At 69.5% G+C, this 18,773-nt stretch carries 15 protein-coding genes; 12 read left to right on the top strand and 3 right to left on the bottom strand.

Annotation, left to right across the window (positions count from 1 at the left end):
- The first annotated feature begins 319 nt into the window (after nucleotides 1-319).
- Nucleotides 320-505, top strand: coding sequence for a hypothetical protein (locus tag ACFW3D_RS32625; RefSeq protein WP_500510402.1), 186 nt, complete (start codon nucleotides 320-322; stop codon nucleotides 503-505).
- A gap of 72 nt (nucleotides 506-577) precedes the next feature.
- On the top strand, nucleotides 578-793 hold the full coding sequence (locus tag ACFW3D_RS32620) for a hypothetical protein (protein ID WP_500510401.1): 216 nt from the start codon (nucleotides 578-580) through the stop codon (nucleotides 791-793).
- 147 nt (nucleotides 794-940) lie between these two features.
- On the opposite strand, the gene ACFW3D_RS32615 is transcribed toward ACFW3D_RS32620, so the two are convergent.
- Both ACFW3D_RS32615 and ACFW3D_RS32610 read right to left on the bottom strand, forming a co-directional pair.
- Nucleotides 941-1,618 carry a GAP family protein gene (locus ACFW3D_RS32615; RefSeq protein ID WP_500510399.1) on the bottom strand — a complete coding sequence of 226 codons (678 nt, stop codon included), beginning with the start codon at nucleotides 1,616-1,618 and terminating at the stop codon, nucleotides 941-943.
- A 388-nt stretch (nucleotides 1,619-2,006) separates the two neighbouring features.
- Complete coding sequence (locus ACFW3D_RS32610) at nucleotides 2,007-2,192, bottom strand: hypothetical protein (RefSeq protein WP_500510397.1); 186 nt, start codon at nucleotides 2,190-2,192, stop codon at nucleotides 2,007-2,009.
- A 606-nt stretch (nucleotides 2,193-2,798) separates the two neighbouring features.
- Between ACFW3D_RS32610 and ACFW3D_RS32605 the strand changes: the two genes are divergently transcribed.
- The 5 genes from ACFW3D_RS32605 to ACFW3D_RS32585 all read left to right on the top strand — a co-directional run bounded on the left by ACFW3D_RS32605 (nucleotide 2,799) and on the right by ACFW3D_RS32585 (nucleotide 9,098).
- Nucleotides 2,799-4,586 (top strand): serine hydrolase domain-containing protein, encoded by a 1,788-nt coding sequence (locus tag ACFW3D_RS32605; protein ID WP_500510395.1) that lies wholly within the window; start codon nucleotides 2,799-2,801, stop codon nucleotides 4,584-4,586.
- 62 nt (nucleotides 4,587-4,648) lie between these two features.
- On the top strand, nucleotides 4,649-5,569 hold the full coding sequence (locus ACFW3D_RS32600; RefSeq protein ID WP_500510393.1) for a MurR/RpiR family transcriptional regulator: 921 nt from the start codon (nucleotides 4,649-4,651) through the stop codon (nucleotides 5,567-5,569).
- 183 nt (nucleotides 5,570-5,752) lie between these two features.
- Nucleotides 5,753-6,829: a hypothetical protein gene (locus ACFW3D_RS32595; RefSeq protein ID WP_500510392.1), complete on the top strand. Its 1,077-nt coding sequence runs from the start codon at nucleotides 5,753-5,755 to the stop codon at nucleotides 6,827-6,829.
- A 288-nt stretch (nucleotides 6,830-7,117) separates the two neighbouring features.
- Nucleotides 7,118-7,753 carry a hypothetical protein gene (locus ACFW3D_RS32590; protein WP_500510390.1) on the top strand — a complete coding sequence of 212 codons (636 nt, stop codon included), beginning with the start codon at nucleotides 7,118-7,120 and terminating at the stop codon, nucleotides 7,751-7,753.
- Between the two features lie 136 nt (nucleotides 7,754-7,889).
- Nucleotides 7,890-9,098, top strand: a complete 1,209-nt coding sequence (locus ACFW3D_RS32585; RefSeq protein ID WP_500510388.1) for an acyltransferase family protein — start codon at nucleotides 7,890-7,892, stop codon at nucleotides 9,096-9,098.
- A 198-nt stretch (nucleotides 9,099-9,296) separates the two neighbouring features.
- Here the strand turns inward: ACFW3D_RS32585 and ACFW3D_RS32580 are convergent, their stop codons facing one another.
- The gene (locus ACFW3D_RS32580; protein WP_500510386.1) at nucleotides 9,297-10,334 is read right to left on the bottom strand and encodes a LacI family DNA-binding transcriptional regulator; all 1,038 of its coding nucleotides are present in this window, start codon (nucleotides 10,332-10,334) and stop codon (nucleotides 9,297-9,299) included.
- A 261-nt stretch (nucleotides 10,335-10,595) separates the two neighbouring features.
- On the opposite strand from ACFW3D_RS32580, the gene ACFW3D_RS32575 reads away from it, so the two are divergent.
- The 5 genes from ACFW3D_RS32575 to ACFW3D_RS32555 all read left to right on the top strand — a co-directional run bounded on the left by ACFW3D_RS32575 (nucleotide 10,596) and on the right by ACFW3D_RS32555 (nucleotide 18,755).
- Nucleotides 10,596-11,543 carry a carbohydrate ABC transporter permease gene (locus tag ACFW3D_RS32575; protein ID WP_500510383.1) on the top strand — a complete coding sequence of 316 codons (948 nt, stop codon included), beginning with the start codon at nucleotides 10,596-10,598 and terminating at the stop codon, nucleotides 11,541-11,543.
- Nucleotides 11,540-12,361 carry a carbohydrate ABC transporter permease gene (locus tag ACFW3D_RS32570; RefSeq protein ID WP_500510381.1) on the top strand — a complete coding sequence of 274 codons (822 nt, stop codon included), beginning with the start codon at nucleotides 11,540-11,542 and terminating at the stop codon, nucleotides 12,359-12,361. The genes ACFW3D_RS32575 and ACFW3D_RS32570 overlap by 4 nt, the downstream gene beginning before the upstream one ends.
- Nucleotides 12,358-15,096, top strand: coding sequence for an alpha-L-rhamnosidase (locus tag ACFW3D_RS32565; protein WP_500510379.1), 2,739 nt, complete (start codon nucleotides 12,358-12,360; stop codon nucleotides 15,094-15,096). The genes ACFW3D_RS32570 and ACFW3D_RS32565 overlap by 4 nt, the downstream gene beginning before the upstream one ends.
- A 28-nt stretch (nucleotides 15,097-15,124) precedes the next feature.
- Entirely contained in the window at nucleotides 15,125-16,387 is a 1,263-nt protein-coding gene (locus ACFW3D_RS32560) for an ABC transporter substrate-binding protein (protein WP_500510377.1), read from the top strand.
- A gap of 88 nt (nucleotides 16,388-16,475) precedes the next feature.
- Nucleotides 16,476-18,755, top strand: a complete 2,280-nt coding sequence (locus tag ACFW3D_RS32555) for an alpha-L-rhamnosidase C-terminal domain-containing protein (protein WP_500510376.1) — start codon at nucleotides 16,476-16,478, stop codon at nucleotides 18,753-18,755.
- The last annotated feature ends 18 nt before the right edge of the window (nucleotides 18,756-18,773 follow it).

Below are 18,773 nucleotides of genomic sequence, written 5' to 3'. Positions count from 1 at the left end.
AGACAGGCCCCAGGCGTTGACGGCCAAGGGACAGTGGGCCTGGGCGCCATGGGGGAGTGGCACCGAGGCGGGGTGATGGGTTCGCCCCTCGGGCCGCCCGAGGCGGGCGCCGGCTGGTGCGGCGGGCGCGGGGCCGGGACTCCGTACGGTGTACCGAAGCCCCGCACTCCCCACCATGACGACGCTTGCGGCCCTCCGCCGTCAGGGCGGCGTCAGGGTTCGCCGCTGCGTGAGATCACGGCCTGACCTGCGGGCATAGCCTCATCGTCAACGCGGGACCGCGCCAGAGTCGCGCATCTCCCGTTTCAGGAGGAACACCATGTGCCTGTTTGTGTACGACGAGGACCCCGAACCCGCCGAACCCGACCCGGCTGGGCTTCTCTCCGTCCCCGCCCAGTCGGGCTCCGTCGGCTGCGCGCCCCGCTACTTCCCAGCTGATTGGGCGAACGCCCAGGGGGCGGCGCTCGGCGTCGACCGGGAGGCCGTCCTCGGCCAACCGGCGTAGCCGGAATCCCGCAGTCGTACATGATGCTCTTCCCGGCTGTTTCGGCCGGCGAATGGCCATGCGGCCGGAGTCGTGAAGGAGCTGGACGAGGGGGCTTCCACCGGCACGCCCAAGGGTGTGGTCGTGGAGCACCGCAATCTCCACGCCGTGATCCACTGGTCCGCGGACGATCTCTCCGCGGACGAACTGCGGGGCATGCCGGCGGCGACGTCGGTGTGCTGCGACCCCTCGAGATCGTTTCCCGCGAACATCGAGATGGCTTCCCAGCCCCCAGGTCACGCAGTGTGAGAGCGGGGAACACCGAGCGTCGTCGTCGCCGAGGCGCACACCCACGGACGTGCACGGTCGGTTCGCCCAGGTCGCGGGTGGTTGGGGCAGTCGCGTCCCGAACTTGCGCCTCCACGATCGAACCGCATGCCACCCGAGGGCGCGCTGTCAGGAGGTAAGGATGCCGATGCCGTCACCGAGCAGTTTCAGTCCGAGAACGAAGAACAGGATCGCCATCACGGCGACATTGTGCTGAGCTGCCCAGTCCTTCCAGCCACCGAGTGTCGTCTTGGCTCGCTCTCCCCCGAACAGGAAGACTCCCAGCGGTACGAGCAGGCCGAGGCTGGCGATCAGGACGAAGATCGCCAGCGACACGATCTGCTGCCCGACCGGCAGGCCGGCTGAGCCGATGGTGGCGCTCGCGGCGATGGTCAGCGGGGCGTTCTTGGCGTTGAGCGCTGCCAAGGCCAGTCCGAGTCCGAGGACCTTGACCGGCGTGAGGCGGTCTATCGCGCCCATCCATTTCGGCAATTGCGCTTGCGAGGGATCCCTCGGACGCCGGTGCCACAACCGGGCACCGAAGAGGACGAGGAACAGGCCCAGGGCGAGCTTGACCGCTCCCACCCAGGTGGCCGGGTGATCGTGAGCCGAGGCACTCGCGGGGGAGGCGATCGCGAGCATCACCGCGCCCAGTACCGCGAGCCCCAGGATCCAGCCGACGGTGAAGAGGACCCCGTTGAGAGGTCCCCGGGGCGTGGCGAGGATGAGGATGACGGCGATGATCGGGAGCGGGCTGATTGCGACGGCGGCCGCGAAACCCAGTACGTCACCGAGGACTGCGCCCATGGTTGCCTCCGTGCGCGATCCAGTGGAACAGGGCTTGGCGGAAACGGGCACCCCGACCGCCTGGGCGGCGCAACGGGTTGCTCCGCGATCGGCTGCGCCGCAGTTCTCCTCCTCCCGGCCGTGCGGGAGTGGCTGCCCGGGAATGACGACGGTGACGCACTCGGCACGTCCCGGTTCCATTTTCCCGCGCCTGGCCGGATCTGTCCTCGGGATGTTCGGGCCACGGGGACTCCCGCGCGTGACCGTGCGCGAGGTCGTGCGATCTGCGCGCGGTCTTCCGTGAACCCGGACCCCGGCCGGGCGCCGCGGAGCCGGAGACGAACGGATCCGTCACCTGACTGCTGCCGGGGGACTGCATGCTAAGCGCCACCTCGTACTCGACGGACGCTCACATGCTGTGACCGAAGAACGTCAGAGGAACGTCGCCCGATGCCAGGCACGCCCGCGCCACCGGGTCTGCCTGATCCGCCACGAACGTGGTCGGGGGCTCGCTCTGCGGATGATGGCCGAGGCCGGCCTCGACCTCGGCGACATCAGCCGCGTGGCACATATCTTCACCGGCCGGGAGGGCCACCTCAGGGGAGGATCCTCGATCCCATGGGCCTGCGCGCCGATCAGGGGCTGCTCGAATTCGGGCGGGGGCTGGGGCACATGACGGTTAGCGCGGGTGAGCATGCGCTGATCATTGCGCACGGAGGCGGCGTCTCCGTCACCTGCGCCATGGTTCGAATTGAGCACCTGCCTGCCTGCCTGGGCCGTGGGGCAGGCCACGGCAGCAAGGACCCGCCGAGCGCAAGTGCGCGCCCACAGCTCGGTCTTCGACGGGAAGCAGGACGCCCGCTCGAGGTCGAGCCACCCCTCGGTCGCCGCCGGGTCGAGCATCGCGCTCGCGCCGGGGACCTGACGTCCGCGTTGGACGGCGTCATGATATGCGAGCGTGCGGTGACGGGGCGTCAGCCCGCGAAGATCGGTCGCGATGTTGACCGCCCCCGGTTTGGTTACTAACTTACGGACGTCGCTCCAAGTTGGTAAATGAATTTCGACTCCAGGGGGTCGGACCTCTGTGCCGGCTTGGCGAGTGACCACGGCTCCGCCGCCTGACCGCCGCGCCGTCCCTACGACCCGGTCAGGACGGAGACGCGCCGAGCAGCGAAACCAACTCCTCACCAACGAGGTGCCCATGAGGATTCCTGTACTCGCACTCACCGCGGCGTCGGCCATGCTGGCCGCCCTCGCCCTGCCGACCGGAGCCACGGCCGTCCCGGCCGCGACGTCGGCCGCTGCCGGGTCTGACGGCGGCGGCCGCCGCTTCGACCAGCCGTACACCGGGTTCGCGCCCGCGGGCACCTTGCTGCGGCCGTCATCCCCTCGAGCCGCCGGGCTCGACCCGGCGCCGATCGCCGCCTTCGAGAAGCAGGTTGCCGCGTGGGCGGACCCGGCGAGCGGCGCCGGTTACCTCTTTCCCGGGGCCACCAGTCTGATGGTTCACGACGGCAAGATCGTCGAGCGCAGCGCCACCGGCTACGCGACGCGCTACTCCGCCCCCCAGACCGAGTTGCCCAAGGACCAGTGGACACCCGCGCGGACCGACACCATCTACGATCTGGCCTCGCTGTCGAAGCTGTTCACCTCCCTGGTAGCGGTGCAGCAGCTGGAGGCAGGAAGGATCGGGCTCGACAGCCCGGTCGCCGACTACCTTCCCGAATTCGCGGTGAACGGGAAGGGCGCCATCACCATCAGGCAATTGCTCACCCACACCTCCGGCCTCGCGCCCGATCCGGAGCCCGCGCTGTGGCAGGGCTACCCCGACATCCCGTCACGCGTGAAGGCCATCCTGGACACCACGCCGGTGAACCCGGCGGGGACCACCTACACCTACTCCGACCTCAACATGCTCACCCTGCAGTTGGTGCTGGAGAAAGTGACGGGGCGAAGCCTGGACACCCTCGTCCGCGAGGACGTCACGCGGCCCCTGCGCATGAAGGACACCGGATACAACCCACTGGCCTCGAAGCTGACGCGGATCGCTGCGACCGAGTACGAGGCCACGCCGGCACGGGGCCTGGTACACGGCCAGGTGCATGACGAGAACGCCTGGGCCATGGGTGGCGTCGCCGGGCACGCGGGCGTCTTCTCCACCGTCGACGACCTCGCCGTACTGGCACAGGCCATCCTCAACGGCGGGACCTACCGAGGTCACCGGATCCTCAGCCGTCACGGTGTCTCGCTCCTGGAGGAGAACTTCAACCAGGCCTTCCCCGGCGACTCCCACGGCCTCGGCTTCGAGCTGGACCAGATCTGGTACATGAGCGGTCTGTCCGGCCCGCGCACGCTGGGCCACACGGGCTTCACGGGCACCTCGCTGGTCATCGACCCCGAGTCGCGGTCGTTCGCCATCCTGCTGACCAACCGGGTCCACGCCACGCGCACCACCCCCTCCACCAACCCCGCCCGGCGCGGCATCGCCGGGGCCCTCGCCGAGGCGATGCCGGTCAAGGCACCGGGCGGCGGCCGCTCGTGGTTCTCGGGACAGGGCGGTGGCGCCACCAGCACGCTGACCACCGGTCCGCTGGACGCCTCCGGGACGGTCGACGTCGACTTCAGGTCCTTCGTGAACACCGAATCGACGGATCGCCTCCGTCTCGAGGCCAGCTCCGACGGCGGTGCCACCTGGCAGCCCGTGACGCTCCACGCCACCGGTACCGGCGCGCCCGCCGACGGCGTCACCTCGTTGTCCGGACAGGCCGTACGCGCCTGGTGGCGGGTGCACGCCGAGATCCCGAACACGGCGTCCGGTCTCGAACTGCGCTGGCGCTACACCACCGACTCGGTCTACGAGGGGCGTGGCGTGAACCTCAGCGGGCTGCGGATCACCGACGGCAGGCACGTCCTGCTCGACGGCGACAAGCCGGACGCCCCATTGAACTCGGCCGGTTGGCGCGAACTCCCGGCGGACGGAGGGCACTGATGCCCACGCCAAGGCGTCGGCTCCACGTTGACCTGCGGCAAGGCCCTCAGTAGGTTTCCCGCGTGGTGACCGAGAACGCGGCCGACGACCTGCAGGACAGCGCCCTCCTGGTGCGCATCCGCTCGCTCCTGCCCGGCCTCGCCCGGGCGGAGCAGCGGGTCGCCCGGGCGGTGCTGGACAGCCCCGCCCGGACGGCCCGCCGCAGCATCTCCGAGGCGGCCGCGGCGGCGAGCACCAGCGAGACCACAGTGATCCGGTTCTGCAGGTCGATCGGTCTGGACGGTTATCCCGCTCTGCGGATCGCGATGGCCGCCGAGGCCGCCCGTGCCGGGACGCGCGCCGAGAGCCACCTGGGCGACGACATCACCTCCACCGACGACCTGGCCGGCATCGTCGGCAAGGTCGCCTTCGCCGACGCCCGGGCGGTGGAGGAGACCGGCGCGCAGCTGGACGTGGCGGTTCTCGGCGACGTGGTCGACGCGATGGCGGCCGCGGGACGCGTCGACGTGTACGGAGTGGGCGCGAGCGCCTTCGTGGCCGCTGACTTCCAGCAGAAGCTCCACCGGATCGGACGTGTCGGCTTCGCGTGGAGCGACACGCAGATCATGCTGACGTCGGCGGCAGTGCTGCGAGCCGGGGACGTCGCCTTCGGGCTCTCCCACACCGGCGCCACCGCTGACACCGTAGAGGCGCTGCGTGTGGCCCGGGGGCAGGGAGCCACCACGGTTTCCCTGACCAACTTTCCCCGGTCGCCCATCGCCGAGGTCTCCGATTTCGTGCTGACCACCGCGGCGCGCGAGACCACGTTCCGCTCGGGCGCGATGGCCAGCCGGATCGCGCAGCTGACGGTCATCGACTGCCTGTTCATCGGTATCGCCCAGCGGCATCCGGAGCAGTCGGGGAAGGCCCTGGCGGCGACGTACGAGGCCGTCAGCGGGCAGCGTCTCGGCCCTCGCCCGCCCGGAGGCAGGCGGCCGACCTGAGCCAACGGCCGAGAGGAGCCCCGCTCCTCGGCGAACACGCCCACCGAGGCGCAACCGGCAGCCGAAAGAGGCGACGTGCCTGTCCCACATTTCGCCCCCCGACCCCGCCTCCCGCAACCACCGGTCCGTGCGCGCCCGCTGACCAGGACGGGACTGTCGGTGGCGGGTGGCAGGATCACCGGCATGGTGTTCGTACGCACTACTCCGCCGCGGCCAGTCGAGGTGACCGCGGTCTTCCCCGAGCTGGCTCCGTTGGCGCGTCCTGCCATCCGGCTGCATCCCCGTCCGGGGTCACCCTCGGTCAGGGACAGCTCGGTCGGTGGGCCGCTGCTGTGGCCGGCCGGGGAGCCGTGGCCGCACTGTGAAGACACGCACCTGCACGTGGACAGTGGATTCCGCAGCTCACCGACCGAAGTGCGGCTCGCGAGACGCCTGCGGTCCCGGTGGATCCCTGATGGCCCGGCTCCCGCACTCACGCCCGAGGAGGAAGCGCTCAAGGAGCGCAATGCCGCGTGGCTTGCCGAACGGTTCGACGCCCGCCCTCCACGGCCCGCCGAATGTCCGGTCCCGATGTTGCCCGTGGCTCAGTTGTTCCTGCGCGACATACCCCTGTTGCGCCCGCCCGGTCAGGCCGATCTGCTGCAGGTCCTCTGGTGCCCGTACGAGCACGATCCGGATTACAAGCCGTCGACCGCACTGTTCTGGCGGTCGGCCGCGGAGGTCGGCGACATCCTCGCCCCGCCCCCAGAACCGTACGAGGCGGACTATCCGGGTTATGTGCCGGAACCGTGCGTGCTGGCACCCGAATCGCTCACCGACTACCCCAACAGCCTCGACCTGAGCCCGGAACTCCAGCTGATGCTGGACGACTGGAACAGGTGGCAGGCAGCCGGCGTCGGAGTGGACAGCTCCTACGCGGACGATCCGCGCGAGTTCTACTCCACTCATCTGTCCCACGTACCCGGCTGGAAGGTCGGTGGCTGGCCCCCGTGGGGCCGCACTGACCCGAACCCCCGCTACTGCGCTGTGTGCGAGGTGCAAATGGTCCCGCTCCTGACGATCGCCTCCTGGGAGTGGGACGGCGATCAAGGTCACAGCTGGGCGCCGCTGGAGGACCGGGACGCCGCCCTCGCCGACTCGTACTACCCCGGCCAGGACCCCTCACAGCCGACGGGGGTGCAAGTAGGCAGCACGGACAACATGCAGATCTACGTCTGCCCGGCGTCTCCGGAGCATCCGCACACCGACCTGATCCAATGAGCCGTTCCGAGCTCGCTGAGCCTGGCCGGGACGGGGTCGTCGTCCTGGGCCACCGTCCAGGCGTTCGCGTCGTCCGTGGGCGGCGTCAGCGCCACCCGGTTGCACGGCCCGTCCTCTCGGGCCCCGCCGAGGACCGCGTCGAAGCCGGCGGGGTCCGCCGCCGCCGTGCCCCGGCACCCATGCGCGCAGCAGCCGCCACCAGCGCCAAGCCCTCCAACGGCAACCTTCCCGGGGCACGGCGGCGGTGTTCCCCACAGCCAATCTTCAACGACATGTGAGGGAGCGCGGATGAGCGTGATGGGGGTCTGGGTGGTCGGCGTACTGGCGGACAACCCCATGGAGGAAGCACGTCGCCGATTCCCCGACACGGCAGGCGCCCACGGCACGTGGCCGGCGTCGTCCGCCGACATGGGTCAGTGGCGCGAGCGTCTCGGGCCCACGGACCTGCTCGACGGGACCCCCGAGCGGTCGTCGCGCATTGAGGAAATGGTGCGCTTTGCCGACGCGGTCCACAGAGTCCGGAACGACGACACCGAGGCGGACGAGTTCCAGGACCACCTGCTCCAAGCGGTCCCGCAGCAGGAGGGCGAGGGCCTGTTCTGCTCCGCCGTACCCAGGGGTGACGGCGCGGCGGCGCTCATGTGGGGGCTGGGCCGCGACACGACGCTCCGATTCCCGGGCTGCTGCGGGCAGTTCCTGTTCGATGCCGCTCAAGTAAGGGACGCGCTCCCCGCGGCCGAGCAGGCGCTCGTCCTTCACCCGCCGCGTCGGGCCCATGTGGCCGCCCGGATCCGGCTGTGGCTGGACGAGATGGCGGACGACCCGAACTGCGACATCGACGAACTCATCGACGGCCCGCTACGGGTGCTGCGCCATGCGGCGCGCACGGGAGCCGGCGCGGTGGGGCTCACTCTTTGGTACTGACAGGAACTCATGGAGCGGTGGTCCCCGGCAGCGGGATCACGATCCACGGCTGGAGTAAGCGGAGTCCGTTGCGGGGGTGGCGCCCGGCGGCCGCCTTTCCGACACTGGTGACCTACGGGCGACGGGGGGCACGGGCATGGCGACGCGCACGGAACCGGCGCAGGCACCGCTACCGGAGCGGCGGCCGGAGCTGGACGCGATCCGGATGCTGGTCGTGATCGGGCTGGTCTTCTTCCACTCGGCGCTCGTATTCGCGGCCGGCGACGACTACTACGTCAAGAACGCCGAGACCACCGAAGCCATCATGATCATCGCCGGGTTCGGGGTCGTCTGGGCCATGCCGCTGCTGTTCCTCATCTCCGGCCTCGGTGCCTGGCACTCGCTTCAGCGCCGCGGCGCGGGCGGCTTCGCCAAGGAGCGGCTGCTGCGGCTCGGGGTTCCGCTGGTCTTAGCGACCCTCGTGCTGAACCCGCTGCCGCAGTGGCTGCGGCTGCGCTCGGCCGACGCCGACTACCACGAGTCGTACCTCGGCTTCCTGCCGCGCTTCTTCGACGTGCGCCTGGAACCCGAGGAGTTCCCCTTCCTCGTCCAGGGCGAGCACTTCGAGACCGGCCATCTCTGGTTCGTCGTGCTCCTCCTGGCGTTCTCCCTCATGCTGGTGCCGTTCCACCGGTGGTTGCCGCGCGAGCGCGTCCGCCGCATCGGCGACCGGGTGGCGGAGGCGGCCCTGCACCGGCGGGGCGTCGTGTTCCTTCTGGCCCTCGCCTTCGCGGCGATCTGTGCGTTCGCACGGCTGGAGGAGGAGTACGCGGGCTGGCACCGCTGGTCGTACCTGCTGTTCTTCGTCGCCGGCTTCGTGCTCGCCGCCGACGACCGCTTCCGCACCGTGATGCGGCGCGACGCCCGGACCGCGGCCTGGCTCGGCGCCCTGCTGTTCGCGGCAGCCGGCCCCGGCTTCGCCCTGGCCGAGGAGCCCTTCACGGAGATGACCGCCCTGGCCACCGTCTCACGGGCGCTGTTCGGCGCGGCCGGGTGGTGCCTGGTGATCGCCATCCCAGGCCTCCTCGACCGCCGGCGGCCAGAGCAACCGCGTGCGGTGCCGAACCCGGCCCCGACGACGCGTCGGCGCGTCTATGGCTATCTCGCCGCAGCCGTGCTGCCGCTGTACGTCCTGCACCAGCCGATCGTGGTCGCCGTCGCATACTTCGTGGTCGGCTGGTCAGCGCCGATCCTGGTCGAGTACGCCGTGCTCGTGGCGATCGCCCTCATCCTCACCCTCACCGCTTACGAGCTGCTGGTCCGCCGCACGCGGGCGACGCGCTTCCTGTTCGGGATGCGACCCTAGGGGCGTCTCGAATGTGCCGGCCATGATCGGGGCTGTGTCTGTCTACGCGTCAGCAGTTGACGCTCCGTTGTGCGAGTCAGGGGGAGCAGGTTGCGACACGTGGCAGCCCACTGCCGGGGTGCTCTGCGTGTTCACGGATGATGACGTGCGCTTGTGCTGCCAGAGGTGTTCCTGCCGTTTGTGCAGGCAGTGGGTGGGTCAGCTGGGTGGGGGTGCGGTGGTGTGGCGGGGGACGATGGTGGGGGAGAACTTGATCTGGGCGGTGGGGCGGGTGCGGTCGGTGATGCGGTCGATGAGGAGTTGGGCGGCGTTGGTGCCGATGTGGCGTCCGGCCTGGTCGACGCTGGTCAGTGAGATGGGGCCGAGGGCGGCGAAGGTGGTGTTGTCGTATCCGGCGATGGAGATGTCGTCGGGGACTTTGAGTCCGGCTTCGGATACGGCTTGGAGGACGCCCATGGCAACGATGTCCGCGCCGGCGAAGATGGCGGTGGGCCGTGGGGTGCGGGCGAGCAGTTGCCGGGCGCCGAGGTAGCCGCCCTGCTGGGTGTAGGTGGTGGAGACGATGTCGATCTCGTTCTCGAGGCCGCGGGCCCGCATCGCACGCCGGTAGCCTTCGGCGCGGATGGCGTTGGGCATCTCGGCGATGCGGCGGGGGTCGGTCTCGTCGTGCTCGATGTGCGCGATGCGGCGGTGCCCGAGGTCGGCGAGGTGATCGACGATGAGGGCGGCTCCGACCAGGTCGTCGTCGGAGACGGTGTCGTAGGCCGCGGACTGACCGTGCCTACCGACGACCACAGTCGGCACCATGCCGGCGACGCGCTCGAGGTGGGGACGCGATGAGACGGGCGCGACGAGGATCATGCCGTCCATCCCGCGGTCGATCATGGCCTCGGTGACCTTTGCTTCCGCCTCCTCGCCGTTGCGTCCCGGGGCCATGAGGACCTGGTAATCGGTGTCCCACAGGGCGTCGGTGATCCCGTCGAGGATCTCGGGGAAGAAGGGGTTGCGGATGTCGGGCAGCATCACGCCGACCGTGTAGGTCTGACCGCGCATGCCCCGGGCGGCGGCGTAGGGGCGGTATCCGAGGTCGTCGATCGCCTGGCGGACCCTCGCACGCATCTGGGGGCTGGTCCCGTAGGCGTTGCGCAGCACCTTGGACACCGCGGTCGTGGACACCTGGGCGTGCCGCGCGACGTCGACGATCGTGACGCGCTTGGGCTGCGCGGGCGGTTCCATCTGACTCCCTCCAGGACACATATGGGAAACGTTGCCCAGTGCATTGGATCCTGCACGCGGACGGTTCCCGTCGCCGAACCGTACCGCCCAGCAGCACTTTCCCGCAGCTCATAGCGGAAGAGACCCCGCCTGGGCTCCGGTAACTGCGGTGCATCGCGTCCGACATCTTGACGTTACGTCGCACCCCTCCCTAGGGTCTGTCGCACGTTTTGGGAAACGTTACCCATCGGATTGAAACGTTTAAGAAAGGGGGCGTCGTCAGTGCCTGCAACCTCGCGCGATCCGCTGTCGCCACCGGCCGCTGTCGTCCCCAGACGCCCGGGCCGCCTGCCCGTCCGGCGCCGTGCCACCTCCCCGTGGTGGTTCGCCGTCCCGGCGATGCTGCTGTTCGCCTTCGTCGTCCTGGTGCCCAGCGCCCGGGGTGTGTACTACGCCTTCACCGACTGGGACGGACTGGACCCGGACTTCTCCTTCGTCGGCCTCGACAACTTCACCGGTCTGCTGGACGACCCGGACGCGGTGCAGGCGATCTGGCACACCCTGCTGATCGCGGTGTCGGTCACCGTCATTCAAAACGCGTTCGGGCTCCTGCTGGCGCTGGGCGTCAACAGCCTCATCAAGACCCGCAATGTGCTTCGGGTCCTGCTCTTCGCGCCCGCCGTGATCACCCCGATCGTGACCGCCTACCTGTGGCGCAACCTGCTCGGCCCCAGCGGCGCCGTCAACAGCCTTTTCGGCGCAGTCGGCCTGGGCTCGCTGAGACAGGACTGGCTCGGTGACCCGCAACTGGCCCTGTGGTCGGTCGTGGGGGTCGTCGTGTGGCAGTTCGGCGGCTACTCCATGGTCATCTTCCTGGCCGGGCTGCAGTCGGTCCCGAAGGAGATCCACGAGGCCGCCGACATCGACGGCGCCGGACCGGTCCGCCGGTTCTGGTCGATCACCCGCCCGCTACTGGCCCCGGCCTTCACCATCAACCTGATGCTGTCGATCATCGGCGGGATCAAGCTCTTCGACCAGGTCTACGCCCTGACCGGCGGAGGCCCGGGTCACGCGACCGACACGCTGTCCACCTTGATCTATAAAGACGCCTTCACCTTGGGCGAGTTCGGGTACAGCATCGCTCTCGCGGTCGTCCTCACGATCATCGTGGCGGTGGCGTCGACCGGGCAGTACCTGGTGCTGGCCAGCGGAGAGAGGGCAGCCTCGTGAACCGCTATCGCAAGCGCACCTTCGCGCTCGAGTTGGCCATGATCGCCGCCGCCCTGGTGGTCGCCTTTCCGGTCTACGTCCTGGTCAACCTGGCGGTGCGGCCGGTCTCGGACACCTCCTCGCCGATCCGTCCGACCACCTCGCCCACCTTCGACAACTTCAGCCAGGCCTGGCAGCAAGGCGGACTGGGCGGCGCACTGTTGAACAGCGTGCTGGTCACCGCCGGCAGCGTGGTCATCATCCTGGCCGTATCCTCGTTCGCCGCATATCCGCTGGCCCGGTCGACCGCACGCTGGTCACGCGGCCTGTTCCTGCTGGTGATGCTCGGACTGATCCTGCCCTTCCAGCTCGCCGCGCTGCCGCTCTACCAGACGATGCGCGATCTGCATCTGCTGGGCACCCCCTGGGCACTGATCCTGTTCTACTCCGGCCTGCAGGTCCCCTTCACCACCTTCCTCTACACCGGATTCCTGCGCGCCCTGCCCCGTGACTTCGAGGACGCCGCGCTCATCGACGGCTGCACACCGACACAGAGCTTCCGCCACGTGGTGATGCCCATGCTCAAGCCGATCACCGTGACGGCGCTCGTCCTCAACGTCGTCGCAGTGTGGAACGACTTCTTCACCCCGCTGCTGTATCTCAGCGGCAGCGCCCAGCAGACCATGCCCGTGGCGATCGCCGGCTTCTTCGGCCAGTACGTCACCGACTGGAACCTCGTCTTCGCCGCCCTGGCGATCAGCATCGTGCCCATCCTGGCCGTCTACTTCGCGCTGCAACGCAGCATCATCAGCGGCTTCGCCGGAGGGCTGAAGGGATGACCGACGCAGTGAACCCGCAGCTCCTCACCCCCTACGCACTGCAGACAGAGCAGCGCACCGAACCCCTCGGGATGGGGGAGCGGCACCCGAGACTGTCCTGGAAATTGCACTGCCGCCGCCGCGCGGCAGCCCAGAGCGCCTACCGCATCACCGTCGCGACGCGCCCTACGGACCTGAACACCCCAGGCCGTCTGCTGTGGGACAGCGGCCGCCGCGCCTCGTCCGACACCCTGCTCGTCGGCTGGGACGGGCCCGCCCTGACCTCCGCCACGCGCTACCACTGGCGCCTCGAGGTCTGGGACGAGACCGGAGCTCGCGGGGGCATCGCGCAGTCCTGGTTCGAAACCGGCCTGCTGCACCGGGACGACTGGACCGCCCAATGGGTGGGCCGGGACCTGGTCAACCTTCCCCACTACGATCCGCCCGAGGACGACGACCCCGAAGCATCGGCACTGCAGTCACCGCCCCTGCATCTGCGCAGACCCTTCCAGGCACCCAGCCGGCCCGTGCGGGCCCGCCTGTACGCCACCGCTCGCGGTGTGTACGAGCCGCGCCTGAACGGCTTCCGCGTCGGCGGCGCGGAACTGTCGCCGGGCTGGACCGAGTACCGCCGCAGGCTGCAGTACCAGACCTACGACGTCACCGACCTGGTCACCGAGGGCGCCAACGTCCTGGCCGCCGTCGTCGCCGACGGCTGGTGGAGCGGGTACGTCGGATTCGACCCGCGCCGCGCCGCACAGCACTACGGCGACCGCCCCGCCTTCCTGGCCCAGCTGGTCCTGGACTTCGCCGACGGCTCCCGCCAGGTGGTCGCCACCGACCTCGAATGGACCGAAGCGCCCGGCGCGATCCGCTCCGCCGACCTGCTCATGGGCCAGACCGTTGACGCCCGCCGCCACACCCCCGGCTGGGACGCACCCGGACCGGACCCTACGGGCTTCCGCCCGGCCGCCGTCCTGGACACCGACCCCGGACCGCTGGTCGCCGAGCCCGACCAGCCCATCCGCGTCACCCGGCATCTGCCGGCAGCCGCCGTCCACCACCGCGGCCCCGGCCGGTACATCGTGGACTTCGGGCAGAACCTGGTCGGCCGCGTCCAGCTGACCCTCCGCAACCCCGAACGGGGGCAGCGGATCGTCCTGCGCCACGCCGAAGTCCTCGACGACGGCGAGCTGTACCTGGACAACCTGCGCCGCGCCCAGGCCACCGACATCTACATCACCGGCGGCACCGGCACCGAGATCTTCGAGCCGCAGTTCACCTTCCACGGCTTCCGGTACGCCGAGATCGACCACTACCCGGGAGAGCTGGCCGCCGACGACGTGAGCGCTCGCGCCCTCCACAACGACACACCGTGGACCGGCACCTTCGAGTGCTCCGACGCCACGGTCAACCAGCTGCAGTCCAACATCGCCTGGGGACAGCGGGGCAACTTCCTCGCCGTCCCCACCGACTGCCCGCAACGCGACGAACGCCTCGGCTGGCTCGCCGACGCCCAGATCTTCGCCCCGACCGCGAGCCGCAACGCCGACGTCTCCGCTTTCTTCGCCCGCTGGATGCGCGACGTGCTCGACGGACAGGACGACGACGGCGCCTTCCGGGACGTCGCCCCCGTCATGACGCTCGACCGCGAGGCGGCACCGGCCTGGGGCGACGCCGGCGTGATCATCCCCTGGCATCTGTGGCGCACCTACGGTGACCTGCGCGCCCTGGAAAGCTCCTTCGACGCGATGGCCGCATGGGTGGAACACATCCGCCGCCACAACCCCGACCTTCGGTGGCAGCACCGGACCGGGAACGCCTACGGCGACTGGCTGCATGTCGGCGTCACCACACCCCGGGACGTGCTGTCGACCGCGTACTTCGCCCACAGCACCCGGATCGTCGCCGACGCCGCCGAGACCTTGGGCCGCGCGCCGGAAGCAGCGCACTACCGAAAGCTCCACGCCGATATCCGCACGGCCTTCATCGACTCCTACGTCCACGACGACGGCAGCATCGAAGGAGGCACTCAGACCGGATACCTGCTGGCCCTGGCCTTTGGTCTCCTGCCCGAACCTCTTGTCGAAGCCGCCGTCGGTCACCTGGCCGCCGACATCGACAAGCGGAACACCACCTTGACAACCGGCTTCGTCGGCACCGCCCTGCTCTGCCCGGTCCTGACCGACCACGGCCGGGCCGACCTCGCCTACGCCCTGCTGCACCAGGACGCGTACCCCTCCTGGGGACACTCGATCCGCCATGGCGCCACCACCATCTGGGAACGCTGGGACGGGTGGACCGACCACGGCGGATTCCAGTCCGCCGCGATGAACTCCTTCAACCACTACAGCCTGGGCAGCATCGGCGACTGGCTCTTCGGCCGCGTCGCAGGCATCGACCAGGCACCCTCGTCGGTCGCCTACAGCGAACTGCTTCTGCGCCCGCAGCCCGGAGGCCGGCTCACCTGGGCCCGCGCCGAACAGGACACCGCACGCGGCCCCGTCACCTGCGGATGGAACCTGGCCGACGGTCTGCTCACGGTGACCTGCACCGTGCCTCCCGGCGCCACCGCCACGCTGCACATGCCCACGCCCGACCCCGGCAGCGTCCGGGAAGGCGGAGCGCCGGCGGCCGGCAGGCCCGGCGTACTCGCCGTCGAACCGCATCCGGCCGGAGCCGCTGTGCGGCTGGCATCCGGCCACTACGTCATCAGCGCCGTTGCCCCGGAGCTGACTTCACCGGTCCCATCGTGACCGCCGCTACTTCCCCGCGGGAGACACCATGATCAGAACCAGACTGTCCGCCGCGATAGCGGCAGTGACGGCTGCCGGTGTGCTGGCAGCCTGTAGCGGCGGCACCAATGCCGCAGGCGGGAGGTCCTCCACCACCTTGACGATCGCCTCGCAGGACCAGGGATCCATCGAGCCCGTCGTCAAGGCCTTCGAGAAGGCCAACCCCGGCATCGACGTGCGCCTCACCGTCAGCAGCGCCGACCAGTACCAGCAGCAGATCCGCACCAAGCTCGCCTCCGGTACCGGTCCGGACGTGATGTCGGTCTGGCCGGGCAACGGCAACCCTGCGGCCACCTACGTGCTGGCCAAGCCCGGATACCTCCTCGATCTGTCGGACCGGCCCTGGGCCTCCAAGCTTCCCGACGCGGTCAAGACCGTCTCCCAGTACCAGGGGAAGACCTACAACGGGGTCTTCGGGCTCAACGGCATCGGCGCCGTCTACAACCAGGACGCCCTGGACAAGGCGGGCCTCACCCCGCCCGGCACCTGGACCGAACTGCTGGACTTCTGCAAGGACGCCGGCGCCAAGGGCACCCCCGCCTTCGCCCTGGGCATCCAGGACAACTGGGTCACCCAGATCGTTCTCTACGCCCTGGCCGCCACCACCGTCTACGGACCCGACGCCGACTTCGACACGAAGATGCAGGCAGGCCAGGCCACCTTCGCGGACTCGCCGTGGACCACCGCAATGGCCAAGTACCAGCAGATGGACAAGGCCGGCTGCTTCCAGAAGGACCCGCTGGGCACCAGCTACGAGGCCAGCCAGGAACTCGCCGCCACCGGCAAGACCCTCGGCATCGTCCAGGGCAACTGGGTCATCGCCCTGCTCAAGGGCAAGAACCCCGACGGAAAGTTCACCCTCAAGGCACTGCCGGCCACCGACACCCCCTCGGAGTTCTTCATGCCCGCCGCGGGGGGCACCGGCTACGGAGTCAACGCCAAGGCCAAGAACAAGGACCTCGCGCTGAAGTTCGTCGACTTCGTCATGTCGCCCGAGGGCATGAACCTCTTCGTCAAGACGCAAGGCGGCCTTCCGACCCGGCCGGACACCGGCTTCACCCCCGACCCGTCGCTGGCCGAGCTGTCCACGTTCGTCAACGACGACCGCACCGTGCCCTTCATGGACCAGCTCTGGCCCAACCCCAAGGTGCAGCAGACCATGCTCAGCGGCCTGCAGGAGATCTTCAGCGCCCAGTCCACCCCGGACAAGGTTCTCCAGGCCATGGACGCCGACTACAAGTCCGGCTCCTAACACAGACCCCCGGCCGGGGCGACGGCTCCGCCCCGGCCGTTCGGGCGCACCTTTTCTGAACACCTCTTCCAAGGGAGATCACACCCAAATGTTGAAACGATTCATCTCGGAGTTTGACGGCACCTCCCGCGGCCTGAGGCGCTCCCGCCTCGTCGTGGCCGTGGCAGTCCTCGCAACCGTGGGCTCGGTCGCAGTGCAGGCCGAGGCGTCGACGCCGAAGCACCCCGACTGGCACTCATACGTCCTGGCCCCGTCCAGCCCCCAGGTCAAGCCGGTCGACGTCGAAACCCGCGGCGACGTCACCCACGCGAAGACCCTGGTGAACGGCAAAGACAAGGGGAAGCCGAAGGCAACGACCCTGACCACGGTCGCCGGCGGCGCGCCCGCATCGGTCCTCCTGGACTTCGGCAAGGACATCGCCGGAACCCCCTACTTCGACATCACCGCCCTCGAAGGCAATCCGACGCTGTCGCTGGCCACCTCCGAGGCGCGCCGCTACATCCGCACGCCTGCCTCGACCACCCTCTCGGCCGCCGCAGCCTCTGGGGCCACGCAGGTGACCGTCGCCTCCACGGCGAACCTCGAGGCCGGTAACACGATCACCTTCGGCACCGGCACGACCGCGCAGACCCGCACGATCACCGCCTTCGACACCGCCGCCAGGACCATCTCCTTCAAGCCCGCCCTGACCGGCGACGTCCCCGCCCAGACCGCGGCGGTGAGCGCCCCGGGCGCGCCGAGCTCGGACGAGTCCCGCGGCCTGGCAGGCGTCGGCGGCATCGACACCCTGCAGCCCACCGCCACAGGCCGGATCTCCGCCAGCTACCACCCCGGCTTCCGCTTCGCCCTGCTCACCCTGACCTCGCCCGGCAGCATCTCCATCTCCGCAGCCGGCGTGGACTTCCAGGGCGTCCGGGCCACCCCCGGCGACTACAAGGGCTGGTTCCTGTCCGACGACGACCAGCTGAACAAGATGTGGTATTCCGGCGCGTACACGCTGCAGCTGAACCTGAAGCCCGCCGGGCTGAACGGTCTGACGGACAAGCGGATCTACGACGGGGCCAAGCGCGACCGCAGCATCTGGACCGGCGACCTGCTCGTCCAGGGACCGACCGCCATCAGCACCCTCGGCGACGAAGGCGCCAGCTACGTCAAGTCCTCGATCGACGTACTGCTCGCCACCCAGCGCGCCGACGGAGCCATCCCCGGCTCGCCCGACTTCCGCAAGGGCAGCAACCCCGCCGGCTCTCCGCTGTTCTACTCCAACAACTACTCCGGCTACGGCGCACGCGCCGCCGTCGACTACTACCGGTACACCGGCGACAAGGACTACATCACCAAGATCCTGCCCGCCCTGCGCGCAGAGCTCGCCTACAACGACAAGTCCCTGACCGCCAACCACCTCGTGGCATCCAACGACCGCGACTACTGGCAGGCCAGCCAGACCGGCGAAGTCACCAAGTACAGCATCGACTACTACATCCTCCTCAAGGAGATGGCCTGGCTCGAGCGGCAGGTCGGCTCCGCCACCATCGCCGACGAGCACGACGCCAAGGCCGACCAGATCAAGGAAGCCGTCAACGCCAAGCTGTGGAACCCGCAGCTGGGCGCCTACGGCCAGAGCATCGATCACCCCGACGTGCTCGTCGAGGACGCCAACGCCCTAGCCCTGCAGTACGGCTTCGTCCCCGCCGACCGGCGCGAGGGCGTCCTCAAGGCCCTCAAGACGTTGTGGACCCCGTACGGCGCGATCATGGGCCCGGGTCTGGTCGACCCGACCGGCCACACCATCGAGCCGTTCGGCAACGGCATGGAGACCGCCGGACGCTTCACCGTCGGTGACGCAAACGGCGCCTTCGACCTGATGCGTCGCACCTGGGGACCGATGGTCGACAAGAACGACCCGCTCTACACGGGCGCGTTCTGGGAGTTCAAGAACAACGACGGTGGCGTCAACCGCGCGACCGCCAGCCTCGCCCACGGCTGGGCTGCCTCCCCGACCGTCCAGCTCACCGAGCAGGTCCTCGGCGTCACCCCGGTCAACGCCGGCTACGCCACCTGGAGCATCAAGCCCCACACCGGCGACCTCAAGTGGGCCCAGGGTTCCGTCCCGACCAAGTACGGCGACATCGCGGTGAACTGGCAGTCGAAGGCCAACGCCTCGAAGTTCACCCTCCACGCCAGCACGCCGCGCAACACCACCGGCACGATCGCCGTCCCGGTCACCGGCAAGTCCACCGTGAAGATCAACGGACGCACCGTGTACACCCGCGGCGGCTGCACCGCCTACAAGGGCACCGTCACCGACGGCTACGCCCAGTTCACCGTTCCCGGCGGTTCGTACGACATCACCGTCAGCCGCGGCTGACACCCCACCGTCTGGTCC

Origin of the sequence: Streptomyces sp. NPDC058864 (assembly GCF_042742985.1) — a bacterium.
Taxonomy (GTDB): Bacteria; Actinomycetota; Actinomycetes; order Streptomycetales; family Streptomycetaceae; genus Actinacidiphila.
The sequence above is the reverse complement of the archived record's forward strand: the minus strand, read 5'-3'. Positions and strand labels throughout refer to the sequence as shown.

Excerpts from the sequence above, each read along its gene's own strand:
- ACFW3D_RS32625 (WP_500510402.1), top strand. The coding sequence starts at position 320 with ATGTGCCTGTTTGTGTACGACGAGGACCCCGAACCCGCCGAACCCGAC.
- ACFW3D_RS32615 (WP_500510399.1), bottom strand. The coding sequence starts at position 1,618 with ATGGGCGCAGTCCTCGGTGACGTACTGGGTTTCGCGGCCGCCGTCGCA.
- ACFW3D_RS32605 (WP_500510395.1), top strand. The coding sequence starts at position 2,799 with ATGAGGATTCCTGTACTCGCACTCACCGCGGCGTCGGCCATGCTGGCC.
- ACFW3D_RS32595 (WP_500510392.1), top strand. The coding sequence starts at position 5,753 with ATGGTGTTCGTACGCACTACTCCGCCGCGGCCAGTCGAGGTGACCGCG.
- ACFW3D_RS32590 (WP_500510390.1), top strand. The coding sequence starts at position 7,118 with ATGAGCGTGATGGGGGTCTGGGTGGTCGGCGTACTGGCGGACAACCCC.
- ACFW3D_RS32585 (WP_500510388.1), top strand. The coding sequence starts at position 7,890 with ATGGCGACGCGCACGGAACCGGCGCAGGCACCGCTACCGGAGCGGCGG.
- ACFW3D_RS32580 (WP_500510386.1), bottom strand. The coding sequence starts at position 10,334 with ATGGAACCGCCCGCGCAGCCCAAGCGCGTCACGATCGTCGACGTCGCG.
- ACFW3D_RS32565 (WP_500510379.1), top strand. The coding sequence starts at position 12,358 with ATGACCGACGCAGTGAACCCGCAGCTCCTCACCCCCTACGCACTGCAG.
- ACFW3D_RS32560 (WP_500510377.1), top strand. The coding sequence starts at position 15,125 with ATGATCAGAACCAGACTGTCCGCCGCGATAGCGGCAGTGACGGCTGCC.
- ACFW3D_RS32555 (WP_500510376.1), top strand. The coding sequence starts at position 16,476 with ATGTTGAAACGATTCATCTCGGAGTTTGACGGCACCTCCCGCGGCCTG.